At 67.1% G+C, this 15,278-nt stretch carries 8 protein-coding genes; 3 read left to right on the forward strand and 5 right to left on the reverse strand.

The features are described from left to right. Nucleotides 1–2 precede the first annotated feature (2 nt). Nucleotides 3–1,775: an N-acetylglutaminylglutamine amidotransferase gene (locus tag ACWKWX_RS15160; protein WP_483828215.1), complete on the reverse strand. Its 1,773-nt coding sequence runs from the start codon at nucleotides 1,773–1,775 to the stop codon at nucleotides 3–5. A 329-nt stretch (nucleotides 1,776–2,104) separates the two neighbouring features. Here ACWKWX_RS15160 and ACWKWX_RS15165 point away from each other — a divergent pair, with 329 nt between their 5' ends. Beyond that, nucleotides 2,105–2,827 carry an autoinducer binding domain-containing protein gene (locus ACWKWX_RS15165; protein WP_483828216.1) on the forward strand — a complete coding sequence of 241 codons (723 nt, stop codon included), beginning with the start codon at nucleotides 2,105–2,107 and terminating at the stop codon, nucleotides 2,825–2,827. 4 nt (nucleotides 2,828–2,831) lie between these two features. On the opposite strand, the gene ACWKWX_RS15170 is transcribed toward ACWKWX_RS15165, so the two are convergent. From ACWKWX_RS15170 to mnmC, 4 genes are all read right to left on the reverse strand, one after another. Beyond that, complete coding sequence (locus ACWKWX_RS15170; RefSeq protein WP_483828217.1) at nucleotides 2,832–3,911, reverse strand: lipocalin-like domain-containing protein; 1,080 nt, start codon at nucleotides 3,909–3,911, stop codon at nucleotides 2,832–2,834. Next, nucleotides 3,901–6,345 carry an ABC transporter permease gene (locus ACWKWX_RS15175; protein ID WP_483828218.1) on the reverse strand — a complete coding sequence of 815 codons (2,445 nt, stop codon included), beginning with the start codon at nucleotides 6,343–6,345 and terminating at the stop codon, nucleotides 3,901–3,903. The genes ACWKWX_RS15170 and ACWKWX_RS15175 overlap by 11 nt, the downstream gene beginning before the upstream one ends. Before the next feature lies 1 nt (nucleotide 6,346). Continuing rightward, on the reverse strand, nucleotides 6,347–7,006 hold the full coding sequence (locus tag ACWKWX_RS15180; RefSeq protein WP_416422995.1) for an ABC transporter ATP-binding protein: 660 nt from the start codon (nucleotides 7,004–7,006) through the stop codon (nucleotides 6,347–6,349). Nucleotides 7,007–7,166: 160 nt separating this feature from the next. Next, the gene (mnmC, locus tag ACWKWX_RS15185) at nucleotides 7,167–9,140 is read right to left on the reverse strand and encodes a bifunctional tRNA (5-methylaminomethyl-2-thiouridine)(34)-methyltransferase MnmC2/FAD-dependent 5-carboxymethylaminomethyl-2-thiouridine(34) oxidoreductase MnmC1 (protein WP_483828219.1); all 1,974 of its coding nucleotides are present in this window, start codon (nucleotides 9,138–9,140) and stop codon (nucleotides 7,167–7,169) included. A gap of 118 nt (nucleotides 9,141–9,258) precedes the next feature. On the opposite strand from mnmC, the gene ACWKWX_RS15190 reads away from it, so the two are divergent. After that, complete coding sequence (locus ACWKWX_RS15190) at nucleotides 9,259–13,548, forward strand: dermonecrotic toxin domain-containing protein (protein WP_483828220.1); 4,290 nt, start codon at nucleotides 9,259–9,261, stop codon at nucleotides 13,546–13,548. A 42-nt stretch (nucleotides 13,549–13,590) separates the two neighbouring features. Beyond that, nucleotides 13,591–15,081, forward strand: coding sequence for a polyphosphate:AMP phosphotransferase (pap, locus tag ACWKWX_RS15195; RefSeq protein ID WP_483828221.1), 1,491 nt, complete (start codon nucleotides 13,591–13,593; stop codon nucleotides 15,079–15,081). Nucleotides 15,082–15,278: the final 197 nt, after the last annotated feature.

Here is a 15,278-nt window from a genome sequence, read left to right on the forward strand (position 1 = left end):
GGTCAGATTCCTTGTTCGCTGAGCCACAGGTTCAGGGCCGCCAGTTGCCACAGCTTGGAGCCGCGCAGCGGCGTCAGCTGGCCCTGGGGGTTGGTCAGCAACTGGTCGAGCATGGCCGGCTTGAACAGGCCGCGATCCTGGCTGGGATCCAGCAGCAGCTCGCGCACCCAGTTGAGGGTGTTACCTTCCAGGTGCTTGAGGCCCGGCACCGGGAAGTAGCCTTTCTTGCGGTCGATGACTTCGCTGGGAATCACCAGGCGCGCGGCTTCCTTGAGCACCTGCTTGCCACCGTCGGGCAGCTTGAAGCGCGCCGGCACCCGCGCCGACAGCTCTACCAGGCGGTAGTCCAGGAACGGCGTACGCGCCTCCAGGCCCCAGGCCATGGTCATGTTGTCCACGCGTTTGACCGGGTCGTCCACCAGCATCACGGTGCTGTCCAGGCGCAGGGCCTTGTCCACGGCGGCGCTGGCGCCGGGCATGGCGAAATGCTCGCGGACAAAGTCACCCGCAGCATCATTTTTCGTCAGCCAGGCCGGCTGCACGGTGGCAGCGTAGTCGTCGTAGCTGCGGTCGAAGAAGGCGTCGCGGTAGGCGGCATAGGGGTCGCTGGCGCCGTCCACCTGCGGGTACCAGTGGTAGCCGGCGAACAGTTCGTCGGCGCCCTGGCCGCTCTGCACCACCTTGCAGTGCTTGGCCACTTCCCGGGACAGCAGGTAGAAGGCGATGCAGTCGTGGCTGACCATCGGCTCGCTCATGGCGCGGAAGGCCGCTGGCAGCTGTTCGATGATCTCGGCTTCGTCAATGCGTAACTGGTGGTGGCGGGTGCCGTAGTGCTTGGCGATCAGGTCGGAATACTGGAACTCGTCGCCGCGCTCGCCCCCGGCGTCCTGGAAGCCGATGGAGAAGGTCGACAAGTCTTCCACGCCTACTTCGCGCAGCAGGCCCACCAGCAGGCTGGAATCGACGCCGCCCGATAGCAGCACGCCGACGTCCACGGCGGCGCGCTGGCGGATGGCAACTGCCTCGCGAGTGCTGTCCAGCACGCGGTCGCGCCAGTCTTCCAGGGTCAGGTTGGCCTCGTCGGCGTGGGGGCCGTAGGGCAGGGTCCACCAGGTCTGCTGCTCGGTGTTGCCTTGGGCGTCAATGCGCAACCAGGTCGCCGGTGGCAGTTTCTCGATGCCGGCCAGCAGGGTGCGCGGCGCCGGCACCACGGCGTGGAAGTTGAGGTAGTGGTTCAGCGCCACGGGGTCGAGGATCGGATTGATGTCGCCGCCCTTGAGCAGCGCCGGCAAGGCTGACGCAAAGCGCAAACGGCCAGCCGTGCGCGACAGGTACAGGGGCTTCACGCCCAGGCGGTCGCGGGCGATGAACAGGCGCTGGGTATCGCGTTCCCAGATGGCAAAGGCGAACATGCCGTTGAGCTTGGGCAGCAGCGCCTCGCCCCACGCGTGGTAGCCCTTGAGCAGCACTTCGGTGTCGCCGCCCGAATAGAAGGCATAGCCCAAGGCTTCCAGTTCGCTGCGCAGTTCGGGGAAGTTGTAGATGGCGCCATTGAACGCCAGGGACAGGCCCAGCTGCTGATCGATCATGGGCTGCGCCGAGCCATCCGACAGGTCCATGATTTTCAGCCGCCGATGGCCCAGGGCTACTGGCCCCTGGCTGTGGAAGCCCCAGGCGTCCGGGCCGCGAGGGGCCAGGTGGTGGGTGATGCGTTCGATGGCGGCGAGGTCCGCCGGTTGTTGGTCAAAACGAAGTTCACCTGCTAATCCGCACATAAGTCCTTACCGGTTGTTCCGTTGGGGAGGGGCGCCGCTAGGGGCGCGCTTAAGGAACTGACCGGTGAGATTTTCAAGAGTTTTAGATCGATATGTTATAAGGGATTATTGTTGCTCCAGTTTTTAGAGTAATTAATCAAAATATTGTGAAATATATTTCGCGACTTTTTTAAAGTTGCCATTTTTCATTTGTACATCTCCTGCTGCCATTTCAACCGGTCTTAAATTTCGATTGGTTATTTGTCACGCCAAAAACTGTTGGTCTACTATTTTGTTGATAATAAATCTTGGATCCCATACCGGGGCACTTCGTAAATGGATATTCGATCATGTTGTGGACCTTGCGATCGCTCGAAAGGTTTTGCCCTGATGCCAGCGAAGACAGCCTGTTTGGCTCGTTGCTCGCGGTAACCCGCGAGTTGGGCTATCAGTATTTCAGCCTCAATATCTACGTACATCGCCCCCTGGGACACAACAAAGTTTTCAAGCGCAACAATTATTCGGTGAAATGGAACCAATTTTACAAAGACAACCGCTACGCCGTCAGTGACCCCTTGATCAAAGAAAGCATGCGCTGCCATCTCCCGTTGTTGTGGCAGCCGGAGTTGTTTGTGGACGAGCGTGAGATCGAGCGCCAGTACCATGCCCATGGCCTGTGCCATGGGGTCAGCCAGACGGTGCATGGCATCAACGGCGCTACCACTGTCCTGAGCCTGGCCCGCAGCCAGGACGCCATCAGCAATGCCGAGTTTTATGACAAGGCCGGCGACGTGCTGTGGCTGGCCAATCTCATGCACAACGCGCTGGTGCCGCGCATCGAGGAGGAGGCCCAGCGGCAGTTGGTAGACAGCGGGGTACAGGCCAGCCTGTCGCCCCGGGAGCTGGAAGTACTGAAGTGGACGGCGCAGGGCCTGACCTCGGTAGACGTTGCCAACGTGCTGCAATTGAGCGAGCGCACGGTGAATTTCCATATTGCGCGCTGCATCGAAAAGCTCGGGGTGTGCAACAAGCTCTCGGCCGTGGTGAAAGCGGTGCTGTGCGGCCTGATCTGACCCCTCAATACCCCGTCATTTCCAGATAACCCTGGCCACCGTGGCTGCCCTCCAGCCGCACCGGGCCCTCCCAATACGGCGGTTCCACCTTCATCCAGGCCTCAGGGTTCAGGGCGTGCAGTTGCACGTCCAGGCCATGGCTGGCGATGCGCAGGTGCCAGCGCGTGGGCGCCTGGTGGCCGTCGAGGGTGGCCATGGGCGCCGAGGCCAGCAGCTCGACCTGGCCGCTGGCCAGGGGCTGGCCGTGGCCGTCGGGGCTGATCCAGTTGCCGCTGATGAAGTCTGCGCCGTCTTGCTGCCGCAGGCGGAACAGCATCACCTGGCTGCCGTTGTCCAGGTGCAGGGCGAACCAGTCCCAGCCTTGCTGGTTGGCGGCCAGGGGCTGGCTGCTCCATTCGCGGTCCAGCCAGGCCTGGCCGCTGACCTGCCACTGTTGCCCCTGGGCCTGGATGATGCCGCTGGCCTGGTAGAAGGGTTGGCTGTAATACCAGGAGGCCTGGCCCTGTAACGACTTGCGGCTGTAACCGTGGTCGCCCTGCAGCACCAGCGGCTTGTCGGCCTGTAGTGTCAGGTCGTAGCTGAAGTCGGCACCGTGGGCGCGCATGCGCAGGTTGCCGAGGTTGTCGGTGGCCGGTTCGCGGGCTTCCAGTTGCCAGTCATCGATCCAGGCGGCGAAGGGCTGCGCCTGCACCCCGGCCTGGCCGGTGCCGCCACGGGCCAGGGCCTGGGCGCTGTGCTGGAAGTGGGCGCCGGTGAGTGCGGCGTGGGCCAGCCAGAGGGTCTTGTGGCTCCAGCCGGCGGGCTCGACACCGGGCGCCAGGGCGCTGCGGAACAGGGTCCACTGGGCGCCGAAGGTTTCGCCGTTGGCGGCCTTGAGGTTGGCGGTCACGTACCACCATTCGATTCGGTAGCCGGGGTGGGCGCCGTGGTCGCGGGGGAACACCAGCGGCGCGCCGCGGGTGACCTGGGCGAAGCCCTGGCCCTCGGCACCCAGGCCGGCGAAGCCCTGGGGCGGTGGTGCAGGCTGGTCGCATGCGGCCAGGCCCAGCAACAGGGTCAGCGCCAGCGCGCTTCTAGCGTTCATCGGCGAATACTCGCAGCAGGTCCGCAGGCTTGCTGCGCAGCAGGCGCACCAGCGGCCAAATGGATGCCAGGACTGTGGCCAGCAGTGCCCAACCCAGCAGTTGCAGCAGCTGCAGCGGGAACACTTGCAGCGGCAGGCGCCAGCCGAAGGCCTGGACGTTGACCACCGCCACCAGGCACCAGGCCAGGAGAATGCCCAGCGGTATGGCCAGCAGCAGGGTCAACAGGCTCATCAGCCATGTCTGCGCCAGGTTGAGCAGGATCAGTTGCCGCCGGCCCACGCCCAGCGCCCACAGCGGCGCCAGGTGGCCCAGGCGATTGTCGCTCTGGGTCAGCAGGCTGATGAACAGGGCCAGGGCGGCCACGCCCAGGGTCAGGCTGTCCAGGGCCGTGGTGGCGCTAAAGGTGCGCTCGAACACCTGCACGGCCCAGCGCTTGAGCTGGCCCTGATCGACCACGCGGCTGTCGTCCAGGGCAAAGCTTGCCAGGAGGTCGGCCTTGAGCGCCGGTACTGCCCGGGGCGTCAGGCGCAGGGCCAGGCGCGTGGGGCCTTCGGTCGGCCATAGGCGTTGCCAGGTGGCGGCGCTGAGCAGCACGTGGCCCTTGGGGTTACCGTAGTCGGCGTAGATGCCCACCACGGTCAGTGGCTCGCTGGCCGCCTGCCCCGGCACCTGCAGGCGGTCGCCAATGCCGATGCGCAGGTGGCGGGCGAGTTGTTCGCTGAGCATCAGGCTGGGGCTGTCGAACAAATCGTCCCAGGGAGCACCGGCGGCTTGTTGCAGCAGCGGCCAGTGATCGCGGTACAGCGGGTCATCGATGACGCCGTGTACCTCGACTGGCCAGCCCTGCACCTTGATGTCCTGCTCGCGGCCGGGCAACACCCGCGTCACGTCGCTCCGCTGCGCCAGCCACGCCTGTATGCGGGCGGTCTGGCTGGCGTCGGTGGGGCGCACGTACAACTCGGCCACCAGGCGCTGCTCCAGCCAGTGGGTGAAGGTATGGCGGAAACCCTCGGTCATGCTCGAGGCGCCGATGTTGGTGGCCATGGCCAGCAGCAGGGCCATCAGCGCCTGGCTCAAGGCCGGCAACTGCTGGCGGCAGTCGGCGAGAAACCACTGGGCCAGGGGGCGGGCGGGGCGCAACGTGGCCAACAGGCCATCGAGCAGCACCGGCAGGGCCAGCGCTGCGGCCAGCAGTAGGCAGGCCAGCAGGGCGAAGCCGGCCGCCAGGCTGTCACCGCGCCAGGCCAGCAGCAACGCCGCCAGCCCCAGCAGCAACGCGGCGTAGCCTTGGCGCCGCAGCCACTGGCCGTGGGCACTGCGCCAGGCTTCCTGGGCGGCCAGCGCCAACAGTGGCAGGCGCGCGGCGCGCCACAGGCTTTGTGCCCCGGCCAGCAGCGCGCCGGCCAGGCTCAGGCCGATGGCGCCCAGCCACCAGCCGGCTCCGAGGCTGAGCTGCGTGCCTACCTCGGCGCCGTACAGGCCACGCAGGCTGGCGGCGACGTCGGGCAGCAGGGCGCTGGCCAATGCGTAGCCGCTGAGCACGCCGGCGACGGCCCCCAGCAGGGCCAGCAGCGTCAGCTCCAGCACCAGCGCCGTCACCAGCGTGGCCAGGCCCACGCCGCAGGCGCGCAGGGTGCGCAGCAGGCCACGCCGTTGTTCCAGCGCCAGGCCGATGGCCGCCTGGGCGATGAACAGGCCGACCACGAACGACAGCAGGCCCAGGGCAGCAAGGTTCAGGTGCAGGGCCTCGGTCAGGCGCTGCATGTCCTGGCCCGGGTCGCTGTGATCGATGCGCAGCTGCGCGCCGAGGTCGGGCGGCAGGGCGGCCGTGAAGTCGGCGGGCAGCAGCAGGCGCGACAACCGCTCGGGGGCCTGCAACACGGCCTGGGCGTGACCAATGTCCATCAGCAGCACCCCGGGCGCCATGTCGTCCCGGGCATGCAGCGGGGGCAGCGTGTCGTTGAGGCGGCTGCCGTCGGCAACGCCCAGGGCGTCGAGGGTCTGGCGCGACACCCAGGTTTGCCCAGGGTCGCCGATGAACGCGTACAGCTCATCCGCGGTCGGCACCTGCCCGGCCAGGGCGGTGCGAGGTGGCAGGCTCAGCGGGTCGATGCCGGTGACTTGCAGGCGCTGCCCGTTGAGGTCCAGCCGGCCCTGCAGCAAGGGCGACACCGGCCAGCCCTGGCGGCGCAGGCTGACGAACAGCGCCTGGGGCAGGCGTTCGCCCTGGGTCGGCACCAGGCTGGCCTGCGCCTGGCCGCCAATCAAGGCGCTGGCCTGGGCGTAGCTGGCGCGGGCCTGGCCGTTGAGGGCCTGCACGCCAATCAGCAGGGCCGTGGCCAGCCACAGCCCGGCCAGCACGCTGGCCAGTTGCACCGGGTGTTTGCGCCAGTGGCTCAATAGCGTGCACAGGGCCCAGTACAGGGTGGGCATGTCAGTTGCCCTGCACGCGGCCGGCCTTGAGCACCACGCGCCGTTGCAGGCGCGCGGCGATGGCCGAACTGTGGGTGACCATCAGCAGGCTGCAGCCGCTGTCGGCCTGCAGCTGCAGTAGTAGGTCGAGCACCTGGGTGCTGGTGTGCTCGTCGAGGTTGCCGGTAGGCTCGTCGGCCAACAGCAATGCCGGGCGTGAGGCCAGGGCGCGGCCCAGCGCCACCCGCTGCTGCTGGCCGCCGGAGAGTTGTTCGGGGTAGCGCGCCAGCAGTGCGGTGAGGCCCAGGCGTTCGGCCAGCTCGCCTTGCCAGGCCGGGTCGTGGCGGCCGGCCAGGCGCGCCTGGAAGGCCAGGTTGTCGGCCACGGTGAGGCTGGTGACCAGGTTGAACTGCTGGAAGATCAGGCCGATACCGCTGCGCCGCCAGGCAGCCAATTGGCGTTCGCCCAATTTTTCCAGCGCCTGGCCGTTCACGTCGATGTGGCCGCGGTCAGCCCGGTCCAGGCCGGCCACCAGGTGCAGCAGGGTGCTCTTGCCACTGCCCGACTCGCCCATCAACGCCAGGCTCTGGCCCTGTTCCAGCTGCAGGTCGACGCCGGCCAGCACGGGCAGCGGACCCTGGGGCGTGGGGTAGGATTTGTGCAACTGGGTGATGCGCAACATGGGACTGTCCGTGGGTGACGCCGGCCCCCAGCATCCCTCACCAGCAGTGGCCGGCACAAGCACCGTAGCCGCAACTGTCTTTGTGGGAGCTGGCTTGCCAGCGAGTTTTTAGGGCCTCAACAGCTCGCTGGCAAGCCAGCTCCCACAACAGCGGCCGCTGCTACGCCTTGCCCTTCACCAGGTTGCGCACCCAGAAGCGGTTGGGGTGGCAGGCTTCGGCCACGGCGCGCGGCACCGGCAGGGCTTCGTCGTCCAGCCAGGCGGCGATCAGATCGCCGCTCAGCGGCGCGGTGATCAGGCCGCGCGAGCCATGGCCACTGTTCACGTACAGGCCAGGCAGCCATGGGCAGGGCAGGGCGGGCACCTGGCGGGCGTCGCGGGCGAGGATGGCGTAGGTGCTGGCAAACGCCTCGCGGTCGGCCACCGGGCCAACGATGGGCAGGTAGTCGGGGCTGGTGCAACGGAACGCCGCGCGGCCCTGCCACTGCTCGGCGGGCAGGTCGGCAACCCCCAGGCGCGTGGCGAGGTCGGGGGAGATCTCGTCGAGCATGGCTAGGTTGCCCTGGTGCTCGGCCAGGGTGGGGGTGAGGTCATCGTTGTGGAAATCGAAGCTGGCGCCCAGGGTGTGCTCGCCCAGCCGCGCGGGCGCCACGTAGCCCTCGGCGCACACCACGGTGGCCAGCGCGGCGCTGGCGGCGGTCTCGGCCAGCCGGGTGATCTGCCCGCGGATGCGCTTGAGCGGCAGTTGCGCGGTCTGCTCCACCTCGCGCACCTGGGCCGCTGTGCACAGCACCGCCGCCGGTGCGCTGGCCAGCAGGCGCTCGCCGTCCCAGGCTTGCCACTGGCCGTCGACGTGGCGCAGTTGCAGGACGTCGTGATGCACCAGCAGCGTTACCCCTGGCTGCGCCGCCTGGAACTGGCACAGCGCCGGTGGGTGCACCCAGCCGCCTTCCGGGAAGTACAGGCCGCCGCTGGGCAACTGTACACCGGCCCGGGCCTGGGCTTCCTCGCGGCTCAGCACCTGCAACAGCTGCGGGTCGAAGGCCGTGGCCAGTTGCGCCTGGCGCTGGGCTTCCTTGGCGTCGAACGCCAGCTGCAGCACGCCGCACGCGTCCCAGTCGCGGCCGCGCTGCAAGCGCTCCAGCAGCCGGCGGGTGTGGCCGAAACCGCTGAGAATCAGCTGCGACAGTGCCGTGCCGTGGGCCGACAGCTTGAGGTAAAGCACACCCTGGGGGTTGCCCGACGCCTCCTCGGCTACGGCGCCGTGACGCTCCAGCAGGCTGACCCGCCAGCCGCGCGCGGCCAGGCTGGCCGCCGTGGCGCAGCCGGCCAGGCCGGCGCCGACGACCAGCGCGTGGCGTTCGCCCGTCGGGTGCGGCGGGCGAGCGAACCAGGGTTTGACGCGTGGCACGGGCGGCCCCATGAAGCCTTCGAACCTGCCCCGCGACACCTCCCATTTCTTGCCGATGCCGGGAATGCGTTTCATCTTGTAGCCCACCGCGATCAGCCCGCGGCGCACCCAGCCGGTGCTGGTGAAAGTGCCCAGGGTGGAACCTGGTGCGGCCAGGCGAGCCAATTCCGCGAACAGCTCGGGCGTCCACATTTCCGGGTTCTTCGCCGGCGCGAAACCGTCCAGGAACCAGGCGTCGACCTGGGCGTCCAGCTGCGGCAGTTGCTCCAGCACGTCGCCGATCAGCAGCGTCAGGGTCACCCGCCCGCCGTCGAACACAAGGCGCTGGAAGCCGGCATGGATACCCACGTACTGCTCCAGCAGCGGCGCGGTGAACGGCGCCAGTTCCGGCCACAGCGCCAGGGCGCGGCTCAGGTCGGCGTGGCTGAGCGGGTATTTCTCCACGCTGATGAACTGCAGGCGCGCACCGGGGGCGGCGCGTTCGGCGAACAGCTGCCAGGCGCAGAAGAAATTCAGCCCGGTGCCGAAGCCGGTCTCGCCGATCACCAGGCGCTGGCCATCGCCCAGCGCGCTGAAACGCGTGGTCAGGTCGTTCTGGTCGATAAACACATGGCGCGTCTCTTCCAGGCCGGAAGCGGCGAAATAGACATCGCCGTAGTGGCGCGAGGTGGGGCGGCCCAGGTCGTCCCAGTCGATCTGGGCGTGCAGCGGTTCGGTACTCATGTTCGGCTCGGCGACAGACAAGCGCCCATGATAACGGCGGGTGGTGTTTATTGCCGCCTTTTAGCCGGGAAGCGCTTGGTAGGGTGGCGGTCATTCAACGCCATCGCAAGGAGCGAGCATGAATCCCCAGGAGACTTTTCTTATTCCGGTTGCCCAGGAAGGCGACTTCAAGGCGCGCAATCACGCTCGCGTCGTCGCCGCCAGCCTGCCCCGCTGGTTGCTGGACGCGCCACCGGACGTGCAGGCGGCGTTGCGCGCCAGCCAGGCCCGCAGCCAGGTCGCCCGCCAGGCATTGACCGAGTGGCTGGCGCCGCTGCCAGGCCTGGAAACCTTCGCCCAGACCCGTCTGGAGGCAGCACTGCAGCCCCTGATCGGTCAAGTCGATGTACGCAAGCACGTATTGGCTCGCAAGAAGGACATCACCTCGCTGGGCGTGCCACGCCTGCAGATGACTCGCCAGACCCTGTTGCACGCCGCGCTGCAGAACTTCGTCGAAAACGAAGCCTTCCTGGAAGGCTCGCTGGTGCTGCCCGACCATGCCCTGGTGCTGGAAGACGCGGGCATGAGCTACCGCGTCAACCCGGGCAGCGCCCTGGCCATCACTGCGGCGCAGTTCGCCCGGCTGTGCCGCAGCCAGGACATCGGCGGTGCGTATCAACTGCAGCTCAAGCAGTATTTCAGCCCCAGCGCGCAGGCCGAGCGCATCGAGGCCCTGTTCACCGACAATGACCGTCACAGCCTGGAGGTGCTGGCGCACATCGGGCATCTGCGCAAGCATCTCAGCGAACCGGCCTACCGCATGCTGCTGGACTTGGCCGCCGGCCGGCCCGCTACCTGGCACCAACGGCCAGTGCGCGCCAGCGCCTTGCGCATGATGCACAGCTCGACCTTCGACGGGGGCGACCTGCACGGGCCGCTGTTGCTGGATACAACCGACCACGGTCCTTGCGTGCTGTACCTGCCCCAGGAGCCGGAGCAGCCGCTCCAGGAGTTCGCCTCGCTGCAGGCTGCCCATGACGCCCTTCGGGACAAGCTCCGCGCCCCGGCCTACCTGCGGTACTGGCAGCGCTTTGTCAGCCATGCTCACCTTGCTCCCTTCCTGGACCACCTCAAGGACCGCCTGACGCCACTGGTCACCACCTTTCCCGCAGCTCCCCGGCGAGCCCCTGACCCCGAGGCCAACCTGTTCCTGGAGCGGGTTGCGCTGACCGGGCCGTTGTTCGCTGCCGTGCATGCCCGTCGCGTGGCACGCGTGCTGGACGACGGCCGCACCCTGGCCATGCCCACCGCCGATGTCGACCAGCAACAGCGCGATGAGCGCAACCGCAGCTGGCTGAGTGCGGGGCTGGAGCTGCTGGGAATGGTGGCATTGTTGATTCCTGGCGTCGGTGAATTGATGCTGGCCTGCGCCGCGGCGCAGCTGGTTTACGAGGTGTACACAGGGGGGCAGGACTGGCGCCACGGCGACGCCGATGCCGCCGCGACCCATGCGCTAGGCGTGGCTGAAAACCTGGCGTTGCTGGCGGTAATGAGCGCCGGGACCGCGCTGGCTGCACGCCCGCGGGTGCCTATGTGGCCCCAGGGCGCGGCATTCGATGAGTTGCAGCCGCTGCGACTGCCCAGTGGTGCCGAACGCCTGTTGCGCCCGACCTTGGACGGCTATGCGCAACGCCTGGCACTGCCCGGCGACCTGCCGCTCAATGATGATCTGGTGATGGAGTATCTGGACCAGGAATACGTGCTGATCCAGGGGCGCCCCTACGCGGTGCGCTTCGACGGCGACCGCCAGGCCTGGCGGGTCATTCATCCTGAGGATCACAACGCCTACCAGCCGCTCGTCATGGAGGACTCGGGCGTGTGGCAACTGGCGCCCGAGCAGGCCGAGGCTGTCACTGGACGCAGCCTGCGCACCCTGCTGGATGGTCCGGTGGCGCACCTGGACAGCGAAGGGCTGGGCCTGGCGATGCGCTGTGCGGGGGTGGAGCCCGAGCTGCTTGACCAGGTGTTTTACCGCGGCACCCGCGCCTCGGCGCTGCTGACTGATACGCTTGAACGTTTCGATATTGACCTGGCCATCAGCCAACACCGCCAGGGGCTGGAGGTGACGCGTTCGAGCCTGGCCTACAAGCTGGCGGAAACCTTCCAGGCCGAGGCCCAGGGCAGCGACGACAACGCACTGTTCAAGGCGCTGTACGATGACTCCCATTTCGGCAGTGACCTTGCCAACGGCGTGGTGCGTCGCGACTTTCCCTCGCTGCCGGTGGCGGTGGCCGAGGAACTGTTGCGCAAGCTCAGCCCGAAGGCGCGGTTGGCTCTCGCCCAGGCTCCGCGGTTGCCGCTGGCAGTGGCTGAGCAGGCGCGCCTCTACCAACAGGCATTGCGCCTGAATCGCGCCCTCGAGGGGCTGTGCCGGGCACGCCTGGCGACGCCCGACAGCGCTGTACTGGCGGGCAAGTTCAGGGAGCGCCTCGGGGCGCAGGCCAGTGCCGCCCAGATCCGAGACGCGGCCCTGGCCGACCGCGAGCAATGTGCCCGCTGGCTGAAGCAGCAACCGCCGGCGGCGTTCTTCAGTGCCCCGGCACGTGACGAACTGGGCCGCTGGGGGTATGGAATGTCTGGCCGCAGGGCGGGTGAATTGCCTGCTGACAACCCCAGCCAGAACCACATGGTCAGCAGGGTCCGCGCGTTGTTCCCGGCGCTGGGCAGGCCTCAGGCCCTGGAGTACCTGCGTTACATCCACCGTTTCGGCAGCCGCTATGATGACGCCCTGGCCATTCTCGATGCGCACCAGGCCGAGTATCAGCAGCTGGATATCTACTTGCAGCTGTGGGTTGAAGCTCAGCCGTCGGCAGAGGCGCTGCGCCGCTTCAACGGTGACCTGCTGGAATTGCAGCACCAGCGCCGCGACGTGCGCTCGCGCCTGCTGATGACCTGGCGGCGCAATGGCCCCGACGAATTCCCCCACGAGTTGAACAACCCGGCGCTGGACCTCAGCGGGTTGTCGCTGCTGGAGCTGCCGCCGCTGATGCATGCTTTCAACTTCATCGCGCGCCTGGACCTGAGCCACAGTCACCTGAGCGCGGAAGGCCTGGGCGAATTGCTGCTCAATTTCCGTCAGTTGCGTGACCTGGAGCTGAGCAACGCCGGGCTGCAGGTGTTGCCCGATCTATCACATCAGCGGGCCACCTTGCGCAACCTGGAGCTGGGCGGTAACCATCTGCTGCTGGACCAGGCGATGATGGATGAGCTGGGGCGCTTGCCGGCACTGCGCACGCTCTCGCTCAACGGCAACCTGTTGCTGGGCGTCACCCAGGCCAATGGCTTTGCGCGCCTGCGTAACCTGGACCTGGGCAATACTGCCCTGGGGAACTGGCCTGAGTGGGTGGCGACCCTGCCGCGCTTGCGTGCCTTGAATCTCACCAACACCGGGCTGGTGCAACTGCCCGAGCAACTCTGGACGCAGCAGGGCGAAGGCCGGCTGATCCAGGTGGACCTGCGCTCGAATCCTTTCCCGGCGCAGCTGCGCAGGCGTATCGTCGGCCGGGCGCTGGCCGGGCGCCTGTTCGACCTCTATTTCACCGAGCCCCCCGTGCCCTGGAGCGCCGAGCACCTGTCGAGCCCTTGGTTGCTGGGGCTCAACAGCGTCGATCATGAGGGCTACCTCAATGACTGGCGTGCGTTGATCGGCCACGGTCGTTCAGTGCGCTTTCTCAATGTGCTCGAAGACCTGCGCAGCACGCCGCAATACACCCTCGACCGGGTTGACCTGTCGCGGCGGGTGCTGGAGCTGGTGCAGCGTGCGGTACGCATTCCAACCTTGCGCACGCGTCTGTTCGATATCGCCCGCTTCGCGGCTGGCAGCGAGGATGCGACGGTGCTGACCTTCAGCGACCTGGAAATGGCGGCTTTCGGATTCGAGCCCGCCGACCCCGAGCTCAACCCACAATCCGGGCAACTGCTGTACAGCCGCTTGCGCTCGATGTTCCGGGACCAGCAGATCCACGACTACGCCACCCGACTGGTGTTTGGCGACTTGAGAATACCCGGGCTGCTGGCCCAGGAGCCTACCGTGCGCCTGCAGCTGCGCGCGACCCTGGGTGAGCATTTCGCCATGCCGGCGCACCCCCTGCGCGGCCCGGTTCCCGGCACCGCCCTGCTTGATGGCGTGCAGGTCGAGGCTGCACGGCAAGCGCTGGTGGCCGCCGAACAAGGCGAGGATTTCATCCAATACCTGATCAGCCGGCAGCAGTGGGTTGCCCACTTGATGCGCAACCACTCCATGGAAATCAACGCTGTCCTGGCGCCGTTCGAAGCCGTGGGGGACTGGCCAGGGCGTGACCAGGCCCGGGAGGCAATCTTTGCCCACCTGACGCGCGCCGAGCGCGGGGATAACCCTTCGGCGGGCTGATGCGCTACGCTCCAGGCACTAGCTGCCAAGGAGCCCATGCTTATGTTCGAGTCCGCCGAAATCGGCCATGCCATCGACAAGGAGACCTACGACGCCGAGGTGCCCGCTTTGCGCGAGGCCTTGCTGGAAGCGCAGAACGAGCTCAAGGAACAGGCGCGCTTCCCGGTGATCGTGCTGATCAATGGCATCGAGGGGGCGGGCAAGGGCGAGACCGTCAAGCTGCTCAATGAGTGGATGGACCCACGGCTGATCGAAGTGCGTTCCTTCGATCAGCAGACCGACGAGGAACTGGCCCGGCCGCCGGCCTGGCGCTACTGGCGCCAGTTGCCGGCCAAGGGCAAGATCGGCGTGTTCTTCGGCAACTGGTACAGCCAGATGATCCAGGGCCGCGTGCACCGCGAGTTCAAGGACGCGGTGCTGGACCAGGCCATCAATGGTGCCGAGCGCCTGGAGCAGATGCTCTGCGACGAAGGTGCGCTGATCTTCAAGTTCTGGTTCCACCTGTCCAAGAAGCAGATGAAGGCGCGCCTCAAGGCCCTGCAGGACGACCCGCTGCACAGCTGGCGCATCAGCCCGCTGGACTGGCAGCAATCGGAAACCTACGACCGCTTCGTGCGCTTCGGTGAGCGCGTGCTGCGCCGCACCAGCCGCGAGTACGCGCCCTGGCACATCATCGAGGGCGTGGACCCGCACTACCGCAGCCTCACCGTGGGCAAGCTGCTGCTCGAAGGCCTGCAGGCCGCGCTCAAGGCCCCGACCGAGCCGGTGCACCAGAGCGTCGCGCCACTGGGCGTGAGCCTGGACGGCAAGAACCTGCTCGACAGCCTCGACCTGAACCAGCAATTGGACAAGGATCACTACCGCAAGCAATTGACCGCCGAACAGGCGCGCCTGGCCGGCCTGCTGCGCGACAAGCGCATGCGCCGCCACGCCCTGGTGGCCGCGTTCGAAGGCAACGACGCCGCCGGCAAGGGCGGGGCTATTCGCCGGGTGTGCGCGGCCCTGGACCCGCGCCAGTACAACATCGTGCCCATCGCCGCGCCCAGCCAGGACGAGCTGGCGCAGCCGTACCTGTGGCGCTTCTGGCGGCAGATCCCGGCGCGGGGCAAGTTCACCATCTTCGACCGCAGCTGGTACGGGCGAGTGCTGGTGGAGCGGGTGGAAGGCCTGTGCAGCGATGCTGACTGGTTGCGTGCGTACGGTGAAATCAACGACTACGAAGAGCAGCTGCACAACGCCGGCGTGGTGGTGGTGAAGTTCTGGCTGGCCATCGACAAGCAGACCCAGCTGGAGCGTTTCCAGGCCCGCGAGGCGGTGCCCTACAAGCGCTTCAAGATCACCGAGGATGACTGGCGCAACCGCAAGAAATGGGACCAGTACCGGCAGGCGGTGGGCGACATGGTCGACCGCACCAGCACCGAACTGGCGCCTTGGACGTTGATTGAAGCCAATGACAAGCATTGGGCGCGGGTGAAGGTGCTGCGCACGATCAATGAGGCGCTGGAGGCGGCGTTCAAGCATGACAAGAAGTAGGCTGCGCTGCTGCGCAGCTGCGCTACCCGCTGCGCCGCAAGCTGCCTTTGATCTTGATCCCGTGAGGCCTTTGATCTTGATTGTGTGCCCCATAAAGCGCCAGGGCCGACTGGAGGCGTCGGCCAAGCGGGCTGAGGCGTAGCCGAAGAAGACGGAACCGGAGGCGCTTCTATTCCGGGCCGTCGGCCGCTTGGGCG

Source organism: Pseudomonas imperatae (assembly GCF_057128625.1).